Annotated in this window: 12 protein-coding genes; 5 read left to right on the top strand and 7 right to left on the bottom strand. The window is 70.1% G+C overall.

What is annotated here, in order from left to right:
• Positions 1 to 91: 91 nt before the first annotated feature.
• Positions 92 to 1,228, top strand: a complete 1,137-nt coding sequence (locus AB0B64_RS23690; protein ID WP_358179635.1) for a saccharopine dehydrogenase NADP-binding domain-containing protein — start codon at positions 92 to 94, stop codon at positions 1,226 to 1,228.
• On the opposite strand, the gene AB0B64_RS23685 is transcribed toward AB0B64_RS23690, so the two are convergent.
• The 3 genes from AB0B64_RS23685 to AB0B64_RS23675 form a co-directional block, all read right to left on the bottom strand.
• On the bottom strand, positions 1,203 to 2,240 hold the full coding sequence (locus AB0B64_RS23685) for a polysaccharide deacetylase family protein (RefSeq protein WP_358179633.1): 1,038 nt from the start codon (positions 2,238 to 2,240) through the stop codon (positions 1,203 to 1,205). The two genes, AB0B64_RS23690 and AB0B64_RS23685, sit on opposite strands and share 26 nt — an antisense overlap.
• A gap of 151 nt (positions 2,241 to 2,391) precedes the next feature.
• Positions 2,392 to 2,682: a DUF3017 domain-containing protein gene (locus tag AB0B64_RS23680; protein WP_357948578.1), complete on the bottom strand. Its 291-nt coding sequence runs from the start codon at positions 2,680 to 2,682 to the stop codon at positions 2,392 to 2,394.
• Positions 2,683 to 2,758: 76 nt separating this feature from the next.
• Entirely contained in the window at positions 2,759 to 3,880 is a 1,122-nt protein-coding gene (locus tag AB0B64_RS23675; protein WP_358179631.1) for a citrate/2-methylcitrate synthase, read from the bottom strand.
• A 181-nt stretch (positions 3,881 to 4,061) separates the two neighbouring features.
• Here AB0B64_RS23675 and AB0B64_RS23670 point away from each other — a divergent pair, with 181 nt between their 5' ends.
• Complete coding sequence (locus AB0B64_RS23670) at positions 4,062 to 4,712, top strand: FHA domain-containing protein (protein WP_219531308.1); 651 nt, start codon at positions 4,062 to 4,064, stop codon at positions 4,710 to 4,712.
• Positions 4,713 to 4,755: 43 nt separating this feature from the next.
• On the opposite strand, the gene AB0B64_RS23665 is transcribed toward AB0B64_RS23670, so the two are convergent.
• Complete coding sequence (locus tag AB0B64_RS23665) at positions 4,756 to 5,856, bottom strand: anhydro-N-acetylmuramic acid kinase (protein ID WP_358179629.1); 1,101 nt, start codon at positions 5,854 to 5,856, stop codon at positions 4,756 to 4,758.
• 221 nt (positions 5,857 to 6,077) lie between these two features.
• Positions 6,078 to 7,607, bottom strand: coding sequence for a family 10 glycosylhydrolase (locus AB0B64_RS23660; protein WP_358179627.1), 1,530 nt, complete (start codon positions 7,605 to 7,607; stop codon positions 6,078 to 6,080).
• Positions 7,608 to 7,724: 117 nt separating this feature from the next.
• Between AB0B64_RS23660 and AB0B64_RS23655 the strand changes: the two genes are divergently transcribed.
• From AB0B64_RS23655 to AB0B64_RS23645, 3 genes are all read left to right on the top strand, one after another.
• Positions 7,725 to 9,128 carry a glycoside hydrolase family 3 N-terminal domain-containing protein gene (locus AB0B64_RS23655; protein ID WP_358179625.1) on the top strand — a complete coding sequence of 468 codons (1,404 nt, stop codon included), beginning with the start codon at positions 7,725 to 7,727 and terminating at the stop codon, positions 9,126 to 9,128.
• Positions 9,129 to 9,213: 85 nt separating this feature from the next.
• Entirely contained in the window at positions 9,214 to 10,107 is an 894-nt protein-coding gene (locus tag AB0B64_RS23650; RefSeq protein WP_358179623.1) for a MurR/RpiR family transcriptional regulator, read from the top strand.
• A 406-nt stretch (positions 10,108 to 10,513) separates the two neighbouring features.
• Positions 10,514 to 12,244, top strand: a complete 1,731-nt coding sequence (locus AB0B64_RS23645) for a thiamine pyrophosphate-dependent enzyme (protein ID WP_358179621.1) — start codon at positions 10,514 to 10,516, stop codon at positions 12,242 to 12,244.
• Between the two features lie 103 nt (positions 12,245 to 12,347).
• Here AB0B64_RS23645 and AB0B64_RS23640 read toward each other — a convergent pair whose 3' ends face one another.
• Both AB0B64_RS23640 and AB0B64_RS23635 read right to left on the bottom strand, forming a co-directional pair.
• Complete coding sequence (locus AB0B64_RS23640; protein WP_357948558.1) at positions 12,348 to 13,193, bottom strand: bifunctional methylenetetrahydrofolate dehydrogenase/methenyltetrahydrofolate cyclohydrolase; 846 nt, start codon at positions 13,191 to 13,193, stop codon at positions 12,348 to 12,350.
• Between the two features lie 17 nt (positions 13,194 to 13,210).
• On the bottom strand, positions 13,211 to 13,603 hold the full coding sequence (locus AB0B64_RS23635) for a zinc ribbon domain-containing protein (protein WP_358180062.1): 393 nt from the start codon (positions 13,601 to 13,603) through the stop codon (positions 13,211 to 13,213).
• Positions 13,604 to 13,674: the final 71 nt, after the last annotated feature.

The raw sequence follows: 13,674 nt of genomic DNA, 5'->3' as shown, positions 1-13,674 counted from the left end.
ATGGCCACCCGCCATCACCAGGGTGAGGAGAAACGCCGAATTACCCCAGAATAGGGCGAAACTACGAGAAGCACCGAGGAGGCTCGGGATTATGGCCCGTGCGTACGACATCGTGCTGTTCGGCGCGAGCGGCTTCACCGGCGCGCTCACCGCGGCCTACCTCGCCAAAACGGCCGGCCCCGAGGTGCGCTGGGCACTGGCCGGCCGCGACCGGGCCAAGCTGGAACGACTCGGCCTCGACGTCCCGATCCTGATCGCCGACGCCACCGACCCCGCCTCGCTGGCCGCGATCGCCCGTTCGACCCGCGTCGTCGTCACGACCGTCGGCCCCTACCTCCGGTACGGCGAGCCGCTCGTAGCTGCCTGCGCCGAGGCGGGCACTCATTATCTGGACCTGACCGGCGAGGCCGAATTCGTGGACCGGATGTACGTCCGCCATCACCGGCGGGCCACCACGACGGGCGCCAGGCTGGTGCACGCCTGCGGCTTCGACTCCATCCCCTACGACCTGGGCGTGCTCTTCACGGTCGACCAGCTGCCGGAGCACGTGCCGCTCAAGGTCAGCGGGTTCCTCAGGAGCGAGATGCGAGCGTCGGGGGGCACGCTGGCCTCCGGGATGACGATCGTCTCCCGCCCGCTGCAACTCCTGGAGGCGGCAGCCCGGCGACGCGCGGCCGAGCCGCTGCCGCCCGGTCGCCGCGTCAGCTCACTGCCCGGCGGCCTGCGCTATGTCGGCGGTTGGGCGCTGCCGATGCCGAGCCTGGACCCGCTGATCGTCGGCCGTTCGGCCCGCCTGCTCGACCGCTACGGCCCCGACTTCACCTACCGCCAGTACTACGCCGTCAAGACCCTGCCCGCCGCCCTCGCGGTGGCGGCGGGAGCGGGCACGATGGCGGCGCTCGCGCAGATCCCCCCGGTACGCGACTGGATGGCGAGCCGCGTCAAGCCGGGCGAGGGGCCCACCCCCGAGCAGCGGGCCCGCAACTGGTTCAAGGTCACCATCCTCGGCGAGGGCGGCGGCCGGCGGGTCGTCACCGAGGTCGCGGGCGGCGACCCCGGTTACGACGAGACGGCCAAGATGCTCGGCGAGGCGGCGCTCTGCCTGGCCTTCGACGACGTGCCCGAGATCGCCGGCCAGGTCACCACCGCCGCCGCGATGGGCCGCCCGCTGATCGAGCGCCTGTGCCGGGCCGGCATCACGTTCAGTACGCGAGAGCCCGCGAGGTGAAGGATGTCCGCAGGAACGGGTTCTTGAACTTGGGGAAGGCCACGGTCAACGGGTCGCCGTCTGAGGTGTAACGCATGTCCGGGTTGTTCTTCAGCCAGTCGAGCCAGGCCACCGAGCAGAACTGCTTGCAGTCGCCCTTCTTGTCCATCGCCCTGATGCGCGGGATGCCCAGCGGGTCGAAGGACTTGCTGAACGGCGCGGGCGCGGGCGTGTAACCGGCCAGGAAGACTCCCTTGTGGTCATAGGTGACGTCGCCGAGCTTGCCGTGCATGGCCCACTTCTTGTTGCGCGGCTGGTTGCCGTACGGCAGAGCCAGGGTCACCGGTTTGACGAAGGCCAGGGAGCTGACCATCGTCTGGATGGTGGCGATCTGCTCCTCGACCTCCTTCTGCGATCGGGAGTGCAGGTTGATGTGGTCGCGCGTGTGGTTGCCGATGTCGAAGCCGTTGTCCTTGAGCCAGAGCAGCATCTGAGCCTGCTCGTCGCGCACGGTCTTGCCGAACATGTCGCGCGTGACGTACATCGTGGCCACCGGCCGGAAGCCGGGATTCTTCGCCGCCACGTCACGCAGGATGCCGATGGCGGTGTCGGGCGCCAGGTTGCCCATCTCGTCCAGCGTGAGCTGTGAGGGCGAGGAGTCGTCGAAGGTCAGCACGACCGCGTGCTTGCCCGCCGGGATGTCGATCTTGCCGGTGACGTACTCGGCGGCGGTGATCGGCACGTACCCGTCCTTGACCAGCCGCTCGAGATCTCCCCTGAACTGCTCGGGAGTCCGGTCGTCGGTGGTCGCCGGATTCTTGATCACCCGGTGGAACATCAGCACCGGGATCTGTCCCAGCTCGTTGGCCTTCACCTTGGCGGCCAGCGCCAGCTGCGCGGCCTTGGCCTGCTTCAGTTTGGCCGCCGTGTTGGCCGCGTTGTTCACCGGCTTGGCGACCGGCTCCGAGCCACAGCCGCACACGACCGCCGTGACCGCGATCAGTCCCACCCCACTCAAAAGACGCAATCGCATCCGAACCCCCTGGGCCACCTATGACTCTTACCAGGGACTCTTACCCATCTGATCAACTCCGTCACGCTCTGTGAGGGCCAAGAGATGTTCTAGAGAAACGGAAGGGCCGCCCGAAGGCGGCCCTGCATCGACCGGGTCGGTGGAGGTGGGGTCACCGGGCCAGAAGGGACATGATCATTCCCTTGAGCTCGTCGTTCGCCAAGATCAGCGAGGTAAGGACGAGCACGAATCCGAACACCCCGAGCGTGATGACGTCCGTCCTCTTGCTGCGTACGGCGAGCCCGCCGTACCCGGCGAAACGGAGCGCGGCGGCCACCATGACGGCGGCGCCCAACGCGAACCCGCCCCACCGCGGGTCCACGAGGAAAATCAGCGCAACGCCGACGACCGCACCCGCCAGAACCAGCGGGTACGGCCCCCAACTCTCTCCAGAACGACTCAACGTGCCTGCTTACGGCCGCATTCGCATTCGCTGCGGACCTCCGTTGGCATCGTGCCTCGCTCTCTCGGACCCAAGCTCATCGCTCCTCTATCGGCTTCCATTTCTGGTCACGCTCACCGATGTACTCACTGTCTGGGCGGATCAGTCTGTTGTCGGCATGCTGCTCGATCACGTGCGCCGTCCATCCGGCCATGCGGCTGATCGAGAAGACCGGTGTGAACAGGTCCGTCGGAATGCCCAGATAGTGATAGACCGATGCCGCGTAGAAGTCGACATTGGGATAGAGGCCCTTCATCTCGAAGACGACCTCCTCCATCTCCTTGGACATCCGATAATAGGTGTCGTCGCCGGTGGATTCGGCGAGTTCCTGCGACATCCTGCGCAGGTGCGTGGCACGCGGGTCCTCGGTCTTGTAGACGCGGTGGCCGAAGCCCATGATCTTCTCGCCGGCGGCCAGCTTCTCCCGTACGGCCTGCGCCACCCCGGTGGGCGAGATCGATTCGAGGGTCTTCATGACCTGCTCGTTAGCGCCGCCGTGCAGGGGGCCCTTGAGCGTCCCGATGGCGGCGACGATGGCCGAGTGCATGTCCGACAGGGTCGCGGCGCAGACGCGGGCGGCGAACGTCGAGGCGTTCATGGTGTGGTCGGCGTGCAGCACCAGACAGGTGTCGAAGAGCTCGACCTCGCGCTGGGCCGGAACGCGTCCGGTCACCTGCAGGAGGAAGTTCGCCGCGATGCTCATCGCCGGATCGGGCTTCGGGACCTCGGTGCCGTTGCGGGCGGCGTGGTAGCGGGCGACCAGCAGGGGCTGCTGCGCGGTCAGGCGAGCGGCCTTGCGCAGGTTCGCTTCGGGGGCGATGGAGTCCTTGTCCGGATCGTCCGCCGCGGAGAGGGAGACCAGGGAGCGCAGGGCCTCCATCGGTTTCTGCTTCTCGGCGATCTCCGGGATGTTCGCGGAGACGAGCGCGCCGAGCTCGCGGCCCCGCACCAGCTCATCGCCGTACCTGTCCAACTCGTCCCGGTTGGGAAGCTTGCCGCACTGCAGCAGGTGAGCGGTCTCTTCGAACGTCGCGCGGCCGGCCAGATCGTGGATGTCGTATCCGCGATAGAAGAGACGACCGGCCTTCCCGTCAATGTCGCTGAGCGCTGTGGACGCGGCTACGACATCGGCCAGGCCTTTCGTGGGCTTGTCCGCCATGAGTGTTTCCTCCGCATATCTCCGCCCGAAGTCTACCCGTGAGCAGGCAAAACCGTCCGCGAAGGTCCAGACCAATTTCACGCTGGATTCTCCTTATGGCAAAGGCGATTCCGCATCCCCTCGTTTGGGTAAGCCGGAGCTGTAGTAATAGTTACGGCGGGCTACCTGGGGAGGAACTGCCGTGGAGGGGCCGTTCATACGCATCGAGGACACCGGCGAGGTGGTCCCGTTGCGCCCCGAGATCACGACGGTGGGGAGGGGCCGGGGCGCGGACATCCGGCTGACCGACCCGAGTGTGTCTCGACTCCATGCCGAGTTCGTCAGGCGAGGACCCTACCTGTACGTCGTTGATTTGGGCCTGTCCCGCAACGGCACACGGGTGAACGGCAGGCCGATCGCCCGGAGGGTGCTGGACGACGGCGACGTCGTCTCCTTCGGCGCGGCGCGCGGTCGCATCGGCGGAGTCCCCCGTGAGGACTTCACCCCCGAGGTCGAACTGCGCAGGGCCGCTGCGCCCGAGCTGACCAGGCGCGAGGTCGATGTGCTGACCTCGCTCTGCAGGCCGGCGCTGTCGGATGAGGCGTTCGTCGCCCCGGCGACCGCACGTGAGATCGCCGACGACCTGGTCGTGACCGAAGCCGCGGTCAAGCAACACCTGCTGCGGCTGTACCAGAAGTTCCGGATTCCCGAGGGCACCAACCGGCGCACACGGCTGGCCAACGAGGTCGTCGCGCTGGGCCTGGTGCGCCCGACTCCTGTGGTGCCACCACAGCGGTCGGGGACGTCGGCCGAGCAACAGCAACCGACGGCGGCCGGACGCAGGGCTTCATAGGTGCAGACCCCGCTACCTGTGGTGGGCCGCTGAGCGCGGCCCACTAGAGGAAACGGATCGCGACCGGCGCCACGGCGAGGGGTTCCGGCAGCGCGAGCGGACCGGAGCCCGGCGTCACCGTGCCCAGAACGCGCGCCCCTGAGGCGCCCGTGCAACTGGGCACGGTCGACGGCAGACCGTGCGCGGTGAGCCAGCCGAACAACGAGAAGGCGATCGCCTCCTTCGCGTCGGCGGGCACGCCGAGCTCGTCGCTGGTCACGAGCCGCGTGTCCGGCACGCGTGCGCGCAGCATGCCCATGAGTGTGGGATTGCGCACACCGCCGCCGGAGACGATCACGGTGTCGAGCCCGTGCCGCCGGATCTCGGCCGCCACGGTCTCCGCGGTGAGTGCGGTCAGCGTGGCGACGAGGTCGGCCTGCGGAAGGTCCGCCTTGACGTACCCAGGTGTGAAGAGCTCTTTACCGGTGGATTTCGGCGGTTCCTTCGCGTAGTACGGCTCGGCGAGCAGCTCCGCCAGCAGCGCCGCGTCGACCGTCCCGGCCGCGCCGAGCACCCCGTCCTTGTCGTACGGGGGCGCGGCGGCGTCGATGAGCGCGCACGCGGGCCCGGTGTCGTAGGCGATGGCCGGCTCCCGCACGGTCAGGTTGGCGATCCCGCCCAGGTTCAACGCCCCGGTACGCCCCGGCAGCCCGGCCATGAGCAGCAGGTCGAGGTAGGAGACGAGCGGCGCCCCCTGCCCGCCGGCGGCCACGTCGCGCACCCGCACGTCCGAGACCACGGGCAGCCCGGTGCGCTCGGCGATCCAGGCCGGCTGGCCCAGCTGCAGGGTGCCGAGCACCCGGCCGCCCTCCACCCAGTGGAAGAGCGTCTGCCCGTGGGAGCAGATCAGGTCGGCCGCCGGCCCTTCGGCCGCCGCCTCGGCGAACGCCTGGCCGATGAGCGTGTCCAGGGCGCACACCTCGCCCAGGTCGATCTTGCTGGGCGGCAACGCGGCCACGATACGGGCTCGCAGGCCGGGCTCGTACGGCCGCTCGCCGGTGTGGACCAGCGTGCCGGTCAGCACACCGCCATCCAGCGACCAGTCCACGACCGCACTGTCTATCCCGTCATGGGACGTGCCCGAGATAAGACCAAGAACCCGCATCGCACTCCGTTCGCCTGCTTCCCCCGAAGGGACTCCAACCACGACGGACCGTCATCTTCCGCTCCCCCGGAAGGGGTCTCCCCCCAAAGGACACCAGCCACGACGAACCGCCTGCTTCTCCTCCCCCGAAGGGGGTATCCCACCCAAGGGACACCCGCCACCACGGACCGTCACAAAGATCGAGTCGGTCGTGTTGACAACCCTCCGAGGAATCACCGCACTCAGAGCACCCGGAACCCGTTGCTCGGCTTGCTGGTCCGGTTGGCCCGGTCGACGGCGACCACGTAGTAGTGATCCCCGCGCTTGCCCTCCGGGTCCACCCAGTGCACCTGCCGGTCACCCGGCAGCACCGCGACCAGGTTGCGGGCGTCGGCGAACGCACCAGACGCGGCCTTGCCGGGGAACCGGAAGATGGCGAACTGGAAGGGCTCGTGCCGATCCGTCGCGACCGCGCGTACCTCCACCCCGCCGTGCTTCCGCAGCGCGTACGCCAGCACCGGCCGGTGCGGCGCCTCGCCACTCGCCAGCCTGGTCAGCACCGGGGCCAGGGCGGGCCGGGTGTAGTGGTCGTTCACGGCCGTGCTGATCGAGCCGATCCGGTCGGCCCGCAGGTCGTTGGCGTTGTACCAGATGTCACCGCTGACCGGTGGATTGTCCCGGTTGAGCGTGAGGTGCTTGGACAGCTCGGCCGGGTTCTGCCATTCGGGCGCGGTCTGGGCGGGGTCGCCCGCCTTGTAGGCGGCCTGGCCGATCCAGAGCAGCGTGCCGGTGCCGTTCGCCACGTCGGACCACCACGGGACGAGCTTGGCGTAGTCGGCCGGCGGCTGGCCGATGTACCAGTAGAGCTGGGGTGCGATGTAGTCGAGCCAGCCCTTCTTCACCCAGCCCCTGGTGTCGGCGTGCAGGCTGTCGTACGACTGACCGCCGCTGGTGTCGGAGCCGAGCGGGTCGCTGGCCTTGTTGCGCCAGATGCCCGACGGGCTGATGCCCCAGGCGATCTCCGGCTTGACCGCGCGCACGCGCTGCTGCATCTCCGAGACCATGAGGTCGACGTTGTTGCGCCGCCAGGTGGCCAGGTCCGGGAAGCCGGCTCCGTACTGGGCGAAGGCGGCGCTGTCGTCGAAGGCCGTGGTGTTCGTCGGGTAGAAGTAGTCGTCGAAGTGCAGGCCGTCGATGTCGTACCGGGTGACCGCGTCCATGATCGCGTCCTGGCAGAACTTCCGCACCTCGGGCATGCCGGGGTTGTAGTAGAGCTTGCCGCCGAACGGCAGGATCCAGTCGGGGTGCTTGCGTCCCGGGTGGTCGGGGTGCAGCTTGGCCGGGTCGGCCTGCATCGAGACCCGGTACGGGTTGAACCAGGCGTGGAAGGCCAGTCCCCGCTTGTGCGTCTCCTCCACGATGAAGCCCAGCGGGTCGTAGCCGGGGTCCTGCCCCTGGGTGCCGGTCAGCCATTGCGACCACGGTTCGAACGGCGACGGCCAGAACGCGTCGGCGGTCGGCCTGATCTGCACGAAGACGGAGTTCAGCTTGCGCTGCACGGCCAGGTCCAGCCAGGCGAGGTATTCGGCCTTCTGCTGTTCGACGGTCAGCCCGGTCTTGGAGGGCCAGTTGATGTTGACCACGGAGGCGATCCACATGCCGCGCATCTGACGCAACGGCGGGACGTAGTCTGCGGCGAAGGCGGGAAGCGGTACGACGGAGGCGGCAGCGGCGAGGGCGAGGCCCTTCAGTAACGTCCTTCGGCTGGGCATGGGGGGTTTGGCCTCTCGGAAGTGGTTGTGTCGAGGGCGACGATGACAGAAAATTACCTTCAATTCAACAATCGTGAAGGAAAATGCCGCATGTCCCCTGACCTGTACCGACTAGCGATGACAGTGCTCCAGCCAGGCTATGAAGGCACGTCGGCTCCCGACTGGTTGCGCAGGGCGCTCGGCGAAGGACTCGGCGGCCTGGTGCTGTTCGCCCGCAACAACCCCGGGCAGCAGCTCGTCCAGCGGTTTCGCGCCGAGAACCCGGGCGCCGTCGTCGCGATCGACGAGGAGGGCGGAGCGGTCACCCGCCTGGAGGTCGCCTCCGGCAGTTCCTTCCCGGGCAACCGGGCGCTCGGCGTGGTGGACGACGTGGCCCTGACGGAGCGCGTGGGCCGCCAGATCGGCCGGATGCTCGCCGAAGCCGACATCACGCTCAACTACGCGCCTTCCGCCGACGTCAACGCCAACCCCGCCAACCCGGTGATCGGCGTCCGCTCGTTCGGCCCGACCGCCGACCTGGTCTCCCGCCACACCGTGGCCTACGTCAACGGGGTACAGGGCGCCGGGGTCGCCGCCTGCGCCAAGCACTTCCCCGGCCACGGTGACACGGTCACGGACTCGCACCTGGCGCTGCCGACCGTACACGCCTCGCGCGACTTGATCGATGAGCGTGACCTGCCGCCGTTCAGAGCGGCAATCGCGGCCGGGGTGCGCTCGGTCATGTCGGGTCACCTCCTCGTCCCCGCCCTCGACCCGTCGTTGCCCGCGACGCTCAGCCGTACCGTCATGACCGAGCTCCTCAGGGGCGAGCTCGGCTTCGACGGGATGCTGGTCACCGACGCGATCGAGATGCGGGCGGTGGCCGCGATGTTCGAGCCCGGGGAGATCGCGGTCCGCGCGCTCGGCGCGGGCGTCGACGCCATCTGCGTGGGCCTGTCGACCGAGCGGAGCCTGCACGACATCCGCGACGCCATTGTGGCCGCCGTCCGCGCTGGTGTGCTCCCCGAGGAGCGCCTGGCCGAGGCCGCCGCCCGGGTCCTTGCCCTGTCCGACTGGTACGCCGGGCAGTCGGCGCTGCGTGACAAGGCCCGCGCCGACGTCGACGAGGGCGTGGGCCTGGAGGCCGCCAGGGCCGCGCTGACCGTGACGGGGACGGCCACCTTGACCCGGCCGCCGCTGGTCGTGGAGGTCAACACGCGCTTCAACAAGGCGGTGGACCCCTCGACGCCGACCGGCATCACGGCGGCGCTCAGCACGCTGCTGCCGGGGACCACGCGGATCCAGATGGAGCCGGAGGGTGAGCTGCCGCCGTTCGACGACCGGCCGGTCGTTCTCGTGGTGCACGACGCTGCCCGTTATCCGTGGGTACGGGAGACGGTGGCGCGGGCCGTACAGGCGCGGCCGGAGGTGATCGTCGTGGACACCGGCATCCCCGGTACGCCCGACGGGGCCGCGCACCTGGTCACGCACGGCATCTCGCGCGTCTCGGCGCAGGCGGCGGCCGAATGGCTGACCCGGTGACCGGGCGCCTCCGTCTATCGACGGGCTGGCTGTTGGCGTCCTGGCTGCTGACTGGCTTGCTGCTGACGGCGTCGCTGTTGACGGCGTGGGCGGGCTGGCTGTCGACGGGCTGGGCGGGCGGATGAACGAGCCGGCCAACCCCGTGGCCGCCGTCCGTGCGGTGCTGCCGTCCCTGACGCCGGCCGCGCAGGCCATCGCGCACATCATCCTCGCCGACCCCGGCGTGGTCGTCCGGAGCACGATCACCGAGTTCAGCGGGGTGTCCGGGACGAGCGAGGCGACGATCGTACGCACTGCCAGGGCGCTCGGCTTCGCCGGCTACTCGCAGATGCGCTTCGCCCTGGCCGCCGCTGTCGCGAAGGAGCCCGAGCGGCTGGTGCCCGGCGACCTCGGCCCCGACGACCCGCTCACCGACGTCATCGCCAAGGTGGCGCGGGCCGAGTCGGAGGCGCTGGCCGACACGGCCGCCCAACTCGACCCCGAGCCGCTCGGGGAGGTCGTCACGGCCATCGCGAGGGCCCGGCGGGTGGACGTGTACGGCGTGGCGGCCTCCGGGCTCGTGGCGGCCGACATGTCCCAGAAGCTGCTGCGGATCGGGCTGTCCAGCCACCCGTTCAGCGACGCCCACCTGGCGCTGACCAGCGCGGCCCTGCTGCGGGCGGGCGACGTGGTGGTGGCGATCAGCTGCGGTGGCGAGACGCCGGACGTACTGGACCCGGCCCGCACTGCTGCGGAGGCGGGGGCGCTGGTGGTCGCGATCACCAACAATCCGCGGTCGTCGCTGGCCGGGCTGGCCGACTACACGCTGGTGTCGGCGGGGCGGGAGACCGCGTTCCGGCCTGGGGCGCTGGCCAGCCGGATCAGCCAGCTCCTGATCGTCGACTGCATCTTCGTCGGGTTGGCGCAGCGCACGTACGACACGGCCGACGCCGCGATCCGCGCCACGAAGGAGGCTACGGACCGGTATCGGCGCCGGTAGTGCGGTTTTCACCCGGGGTCCGTCACACGACCGTCTCGATCCTTGTGACGGTCCGTGGTGGCTGGTGTCCCTTGGGAGGGAGACCCTTCCGGGGAGGCGAAGCAGGCGGTCCGTGGTGGCTGGGGTCCTTGGAGAGGGATACCCCCTTCGGGGGGAGAGAAAGACGGTCTGTCGTGGCTAGGGTCCCAGAGAGACGCTCCCTCCGGGGAGCGAAAGATGACGGTCAGTCGTGGCTGATATCCCCCAGGGAGAACGACCCCGCAGGGGAGACGAGGACTACGGTCTACCTGGGATAACGGGTGATCGTGCTATCGTCGTCACCCACGGTGATCATGGGCGGCGAGCGGCTCGGCCAGGCACTGTGACAACACGCGGTGGGCGGACTCAGGCGGGCACGGTGAGCGCGGTGAGCACGGTTCGAGAGGCCACGTTCGAGGTGCTGCGGCGGTTCGGGCTGACCACGATCTTCTGCAATCCGGGCTCGACCGAGGTCGCGCTGCTGACCGGGCTGCCCGACGACCTGCGGTTCGTGCTTGCCCTGCATGAGGGGTCGGTGGTCGGCATGGCCACCGGGTGGGCGATCGGGCACGGGGCGCCGGCGCTGGCCGTGCTGCACACCGCAGCGGGTCTGGGCAACGCGGTCGGCGCGATCGCCACCGCGCGGGCCAATCGGGTGCCGCTGGTGATCCTGGTCGGGCAGCAGGATCGTCGCCATTTGGCGTTGGAGCCGTTCCTGACCGGGCGGTTGGAGGGGCTGGCCGGGGACTATCCGGTGTGGGTCGACCAACCGGTGCGGGCGCAGGATGTGCCGGGTGCCGTGGCGCGGGCCTACCACGAGGCGGTCACGTTCCGAGGGCCCGCGCTGGTGGTGGTGCCGTTGGACGACTGGGCGGCGCCGTTCCAGGACGAGACGATCGCGGCGCCGACGCGGCTACTGCGGCCGGCCGCCGTGTCGGACGAGTCGCTCGCACCCCTGGCCGCGCTGCTGTCCGAGGCCCGCTCTCCGGCGATCGTCGCGGGCGCCGGCGTGCGCACTGGCGCGGACATGGGCGTGGTCGCCTCCGGACCGTCTCGTGAGGGCGTGGTCGCCTCCGGACCGTCCGGTGAGGGCGTGGGCGTGGCCGCCTCCGGGCCGTCCGGCGAGAGCGTTGCCCTCGCGGGCTCAGGTGTTCGGGAGGCAGGGTGGGCGGCGGTGGTGGCGCTTGCTGAGCGGCTGGGGTGTCCGGTCTGGCAGGAGTCGTTCGGGGCGATGGCGGGGTTCCCGCAGGACCATCCGCAGTACGCCGGGGTGCTGCCCGCCGATCGTGCTCGGCTGCGCGCGGCGCTGGCGGCGCACGACGTGGTGCTCGCCGTGGGTGCCCCGGTCTTCCGTCAGTACCCGTTCGACACCGGTCCGCTGGTCGAGCCCGGTACCACTGTCGCGCTGGTCACCGACGACCCGGCCGAGGCGCACCGCAGTCCGGCCGACCTGGCCTATCTCGCCGCGCCGGCCGCCGTCTGTGAGCGGCTGGCCGTACTCGTACCCGCCAGGCCCGCTCCGCTGCGGCCCGCGCCCGATGGACCCGAGTTGCCCCCGGAAGGGGAGGTTCTGCGAGCCGCGCACGTCCTGCACCAGCTCGCCAGGCGGCTGCCCGCCGATGCGGTGCTCGTCGAGGAGACACCGTCGTCGCGTCCGGACCTGCACCGGCTGGTCCCGGCCCGTAACCCGCTCGGCTTCGTGTCGGCCGCCATGGGCGGGCTGGGGTTCGGCGTGCCTGCGGCGGTCGGCCTGCGCATGTCGCTGCCCGACCGGCCGGTGGTCGCGGTGGTGGGCGACGGCTCGGCGCTGTACGGGGTGCACGCGCTGTGGAGCGCGGCCCACTACCGGGTGGGCGCGCTGTTCGTGGTCCTCGCCAACGGCCGCTACGCGATCATGGACCGGCTGGCCGACAAGGCGGGCGGCAAGGCGCCGTGGCCCGCGTTCACCGAGGTCAGCATGGGCGGGATGGCCCGGTCGCTGGGCTGCGCGGCCAGGCGGGTGGACACGGCGGAGGAGCTCGCGGCGGTGCTCGACGAGGTGATGCCCACGCTTGTGGACCGCGAGGAGCCCCTGCTGCTTGAGGTGACCGTCACCGTGGACCCCGACTTCCAGCCGTAAGAAGCTTCCAGCCGTAAGAAGAATGCCCGGCCTGCGACCCGATCAGGCGAGTTCGCCCGCCCTGCGGCCCAATCAGGCGTCCTCGCCCGGCCTGCCGACGAGGTCAGGCGCGTTCGGCGGCCTCGACCACGTTGGAGAGCAGGAGGGCGCGGGTCATCGGGCCGACGCCGCCGGGGTTGGGGGTCAGGAAGCCCGCCACCTCCGCCACCTCGGCCGCAACATCACCGGCGATCTTGCCGTCCACCCGCGAGACGCCCACGTCGAGCACGGCCGCGCCCGGCTTGACCATGGCCGGGGTGATGAGGCCGGGCACCCCGGCGGCGGCCACCACGATGTCGGCGTGGCGGACGTGCGCGGCCAGGTCGCGGGTGCCGGTGTGGCAGAGGGTGACCGTGGCGTTCTCGCTGCGCCGGGTCAGCAGCAGGCCGAGCGAGCGGCCCACCGTGATGCCGCGTCCGACCACGGCCACCTCGGCGCCCTTGATCGGCACGCCGTACTCCTGCAGGAGCAGCACGATGCCGTGCGGCGTGCAGGGCAGCGGCGCGTCGACCATGTGGACCAGGCGGCCCAGGTTGACCGGGTGCAGGCCGTCGGCGTCCTTGGCCGGGTCCATGCGCTCCAGCAGCGCCATCGTGTCGAGGTGGCGGGGCAGCGGGAGCTGGACGATGTAGCCGGTGCACTCCGGCGAGGCGTTGAGCTCGTCGATGGCCGCCTCGACCTCGGCCTGGGTGGCGTCGGCCGGGAGGTCCACGCGGATGGAGGCGATGCCGACCTCGGCACAGTCGCGGTGCTTGCCCGCCACATAGATCTGGCTGCCGGGGTCGTCGCCGACCAGCACGGTGCCGAGACCGGGGGTGATGCCACGCTCTCTGAGCGCGGTCACCCGCGTCGTGAGGTCGGCCTTGATCCTGGCCGCGGTCGCCTTGCCGTCGAGTTTCACTGCGCTCATGTCTCGCCATCCTTCCATCAACTGCCACCAGCTGAAGCCGGTGGCTTGCTCTCACAGTCCCGTCTGGCTGAAGGGAGGCCGGTAGCGTGTGGCTGGTTGATGACAGCCCAGCCCGCAGCGCCGCGTGTGGCGATGTTGCGGGCCGCGATGTGGTCGGCGTGCCCAGCGAGGCCACACCTTTGGCAGACGAACCGGCCCCGCGCCGACCGATTCGCCCTGCTGATATGCCCGCATTCCGGACACTCCTGCGAGGTGTAGGCCGGGTCGACCAGCACGAAGGCGATCCCGGCGCGGGCGGCCTTGTAGCGGGTGAACGCGGCCTGCTGGGCGAACGCCCAACCGTGCAGGGTGCGGCAGTGCCTCGATGACCTTGAGATCTTCCGGCCGGCCCGTGCAGGGCACGGCGACACGGCCGGTGGGGGGTCCACAGCGACACAGTCCCGGCGTCACGATTCCAGCTCATCAGCCAGGCGTCGTAGGG

The organism is Nonomuraea sp. NPDC049129 (genome assembly GCF_040648495.1).
Lineage (GTDB): Bacteria > Actinomycetota > Actinomycetes > Streptosporangiales > Streptosporangiaceae > Nonomuraea.
The sequence above is the reverse complement of the archived record's forward strand: the minus strand, read 5'-3'. Positions and strand labels throughout refer to the sequence as shown.

Bases quoted from the DNA above. Each gene is read 5' to 3' on its own strand.
- AB0B64_RS23655 (WP_358179625.1), top strand. From the start codon at position 7,725: ATGACAGTGCTCCAGCCAGGCTATGAAGGCACGTCGGCTCCCGACTGG.
- AB0B64_RS23690 (WP_358179635.1), top strand. From the start codon at position 92: ATGGCCCGTGCGTACGACATCGTGCTGTTCGGCGCGAGCGGCTTCACC.
- AB0B64_RS23640 (WP_357948558.1), bottom strand. From the start codon at position 13,193: ATGAGCGCAGTGAAACTCGACGGCAAGGCGACCGCGGCCAGGATCAAG.
- AB0B64_RS23685 (WP_358179633.1), bottom strand. From the start codon at position 2,240: ATGCGATTGCGTCTTTTGAGTGGGGTGGGACTGATCGCGGTCACGGCG.
- AB0B64_RS23675 (WP_358179631.1), bottom strand. From the start codon at position 3,880: ATGGCGGACAAGCCCACGAAAGGCCTGGCCGATGTCGTAGCCGCGTCC.
- AB0B64_RS23660 (WP_358179627.1), bottom strand. From the start codon at position 7,607: ATGCCCAGCCGAAGGACGTTACTGAAGGGCCTCGCCCTCGCCGCTGCC.
- AB0B64_RS23665 (WP_358179629.1), bottom strand. From the start codon at position 5,856: ATGCGGGTTCTTGGTCTTATCTCGGGCACGTCCCATGACGGGATAGAC.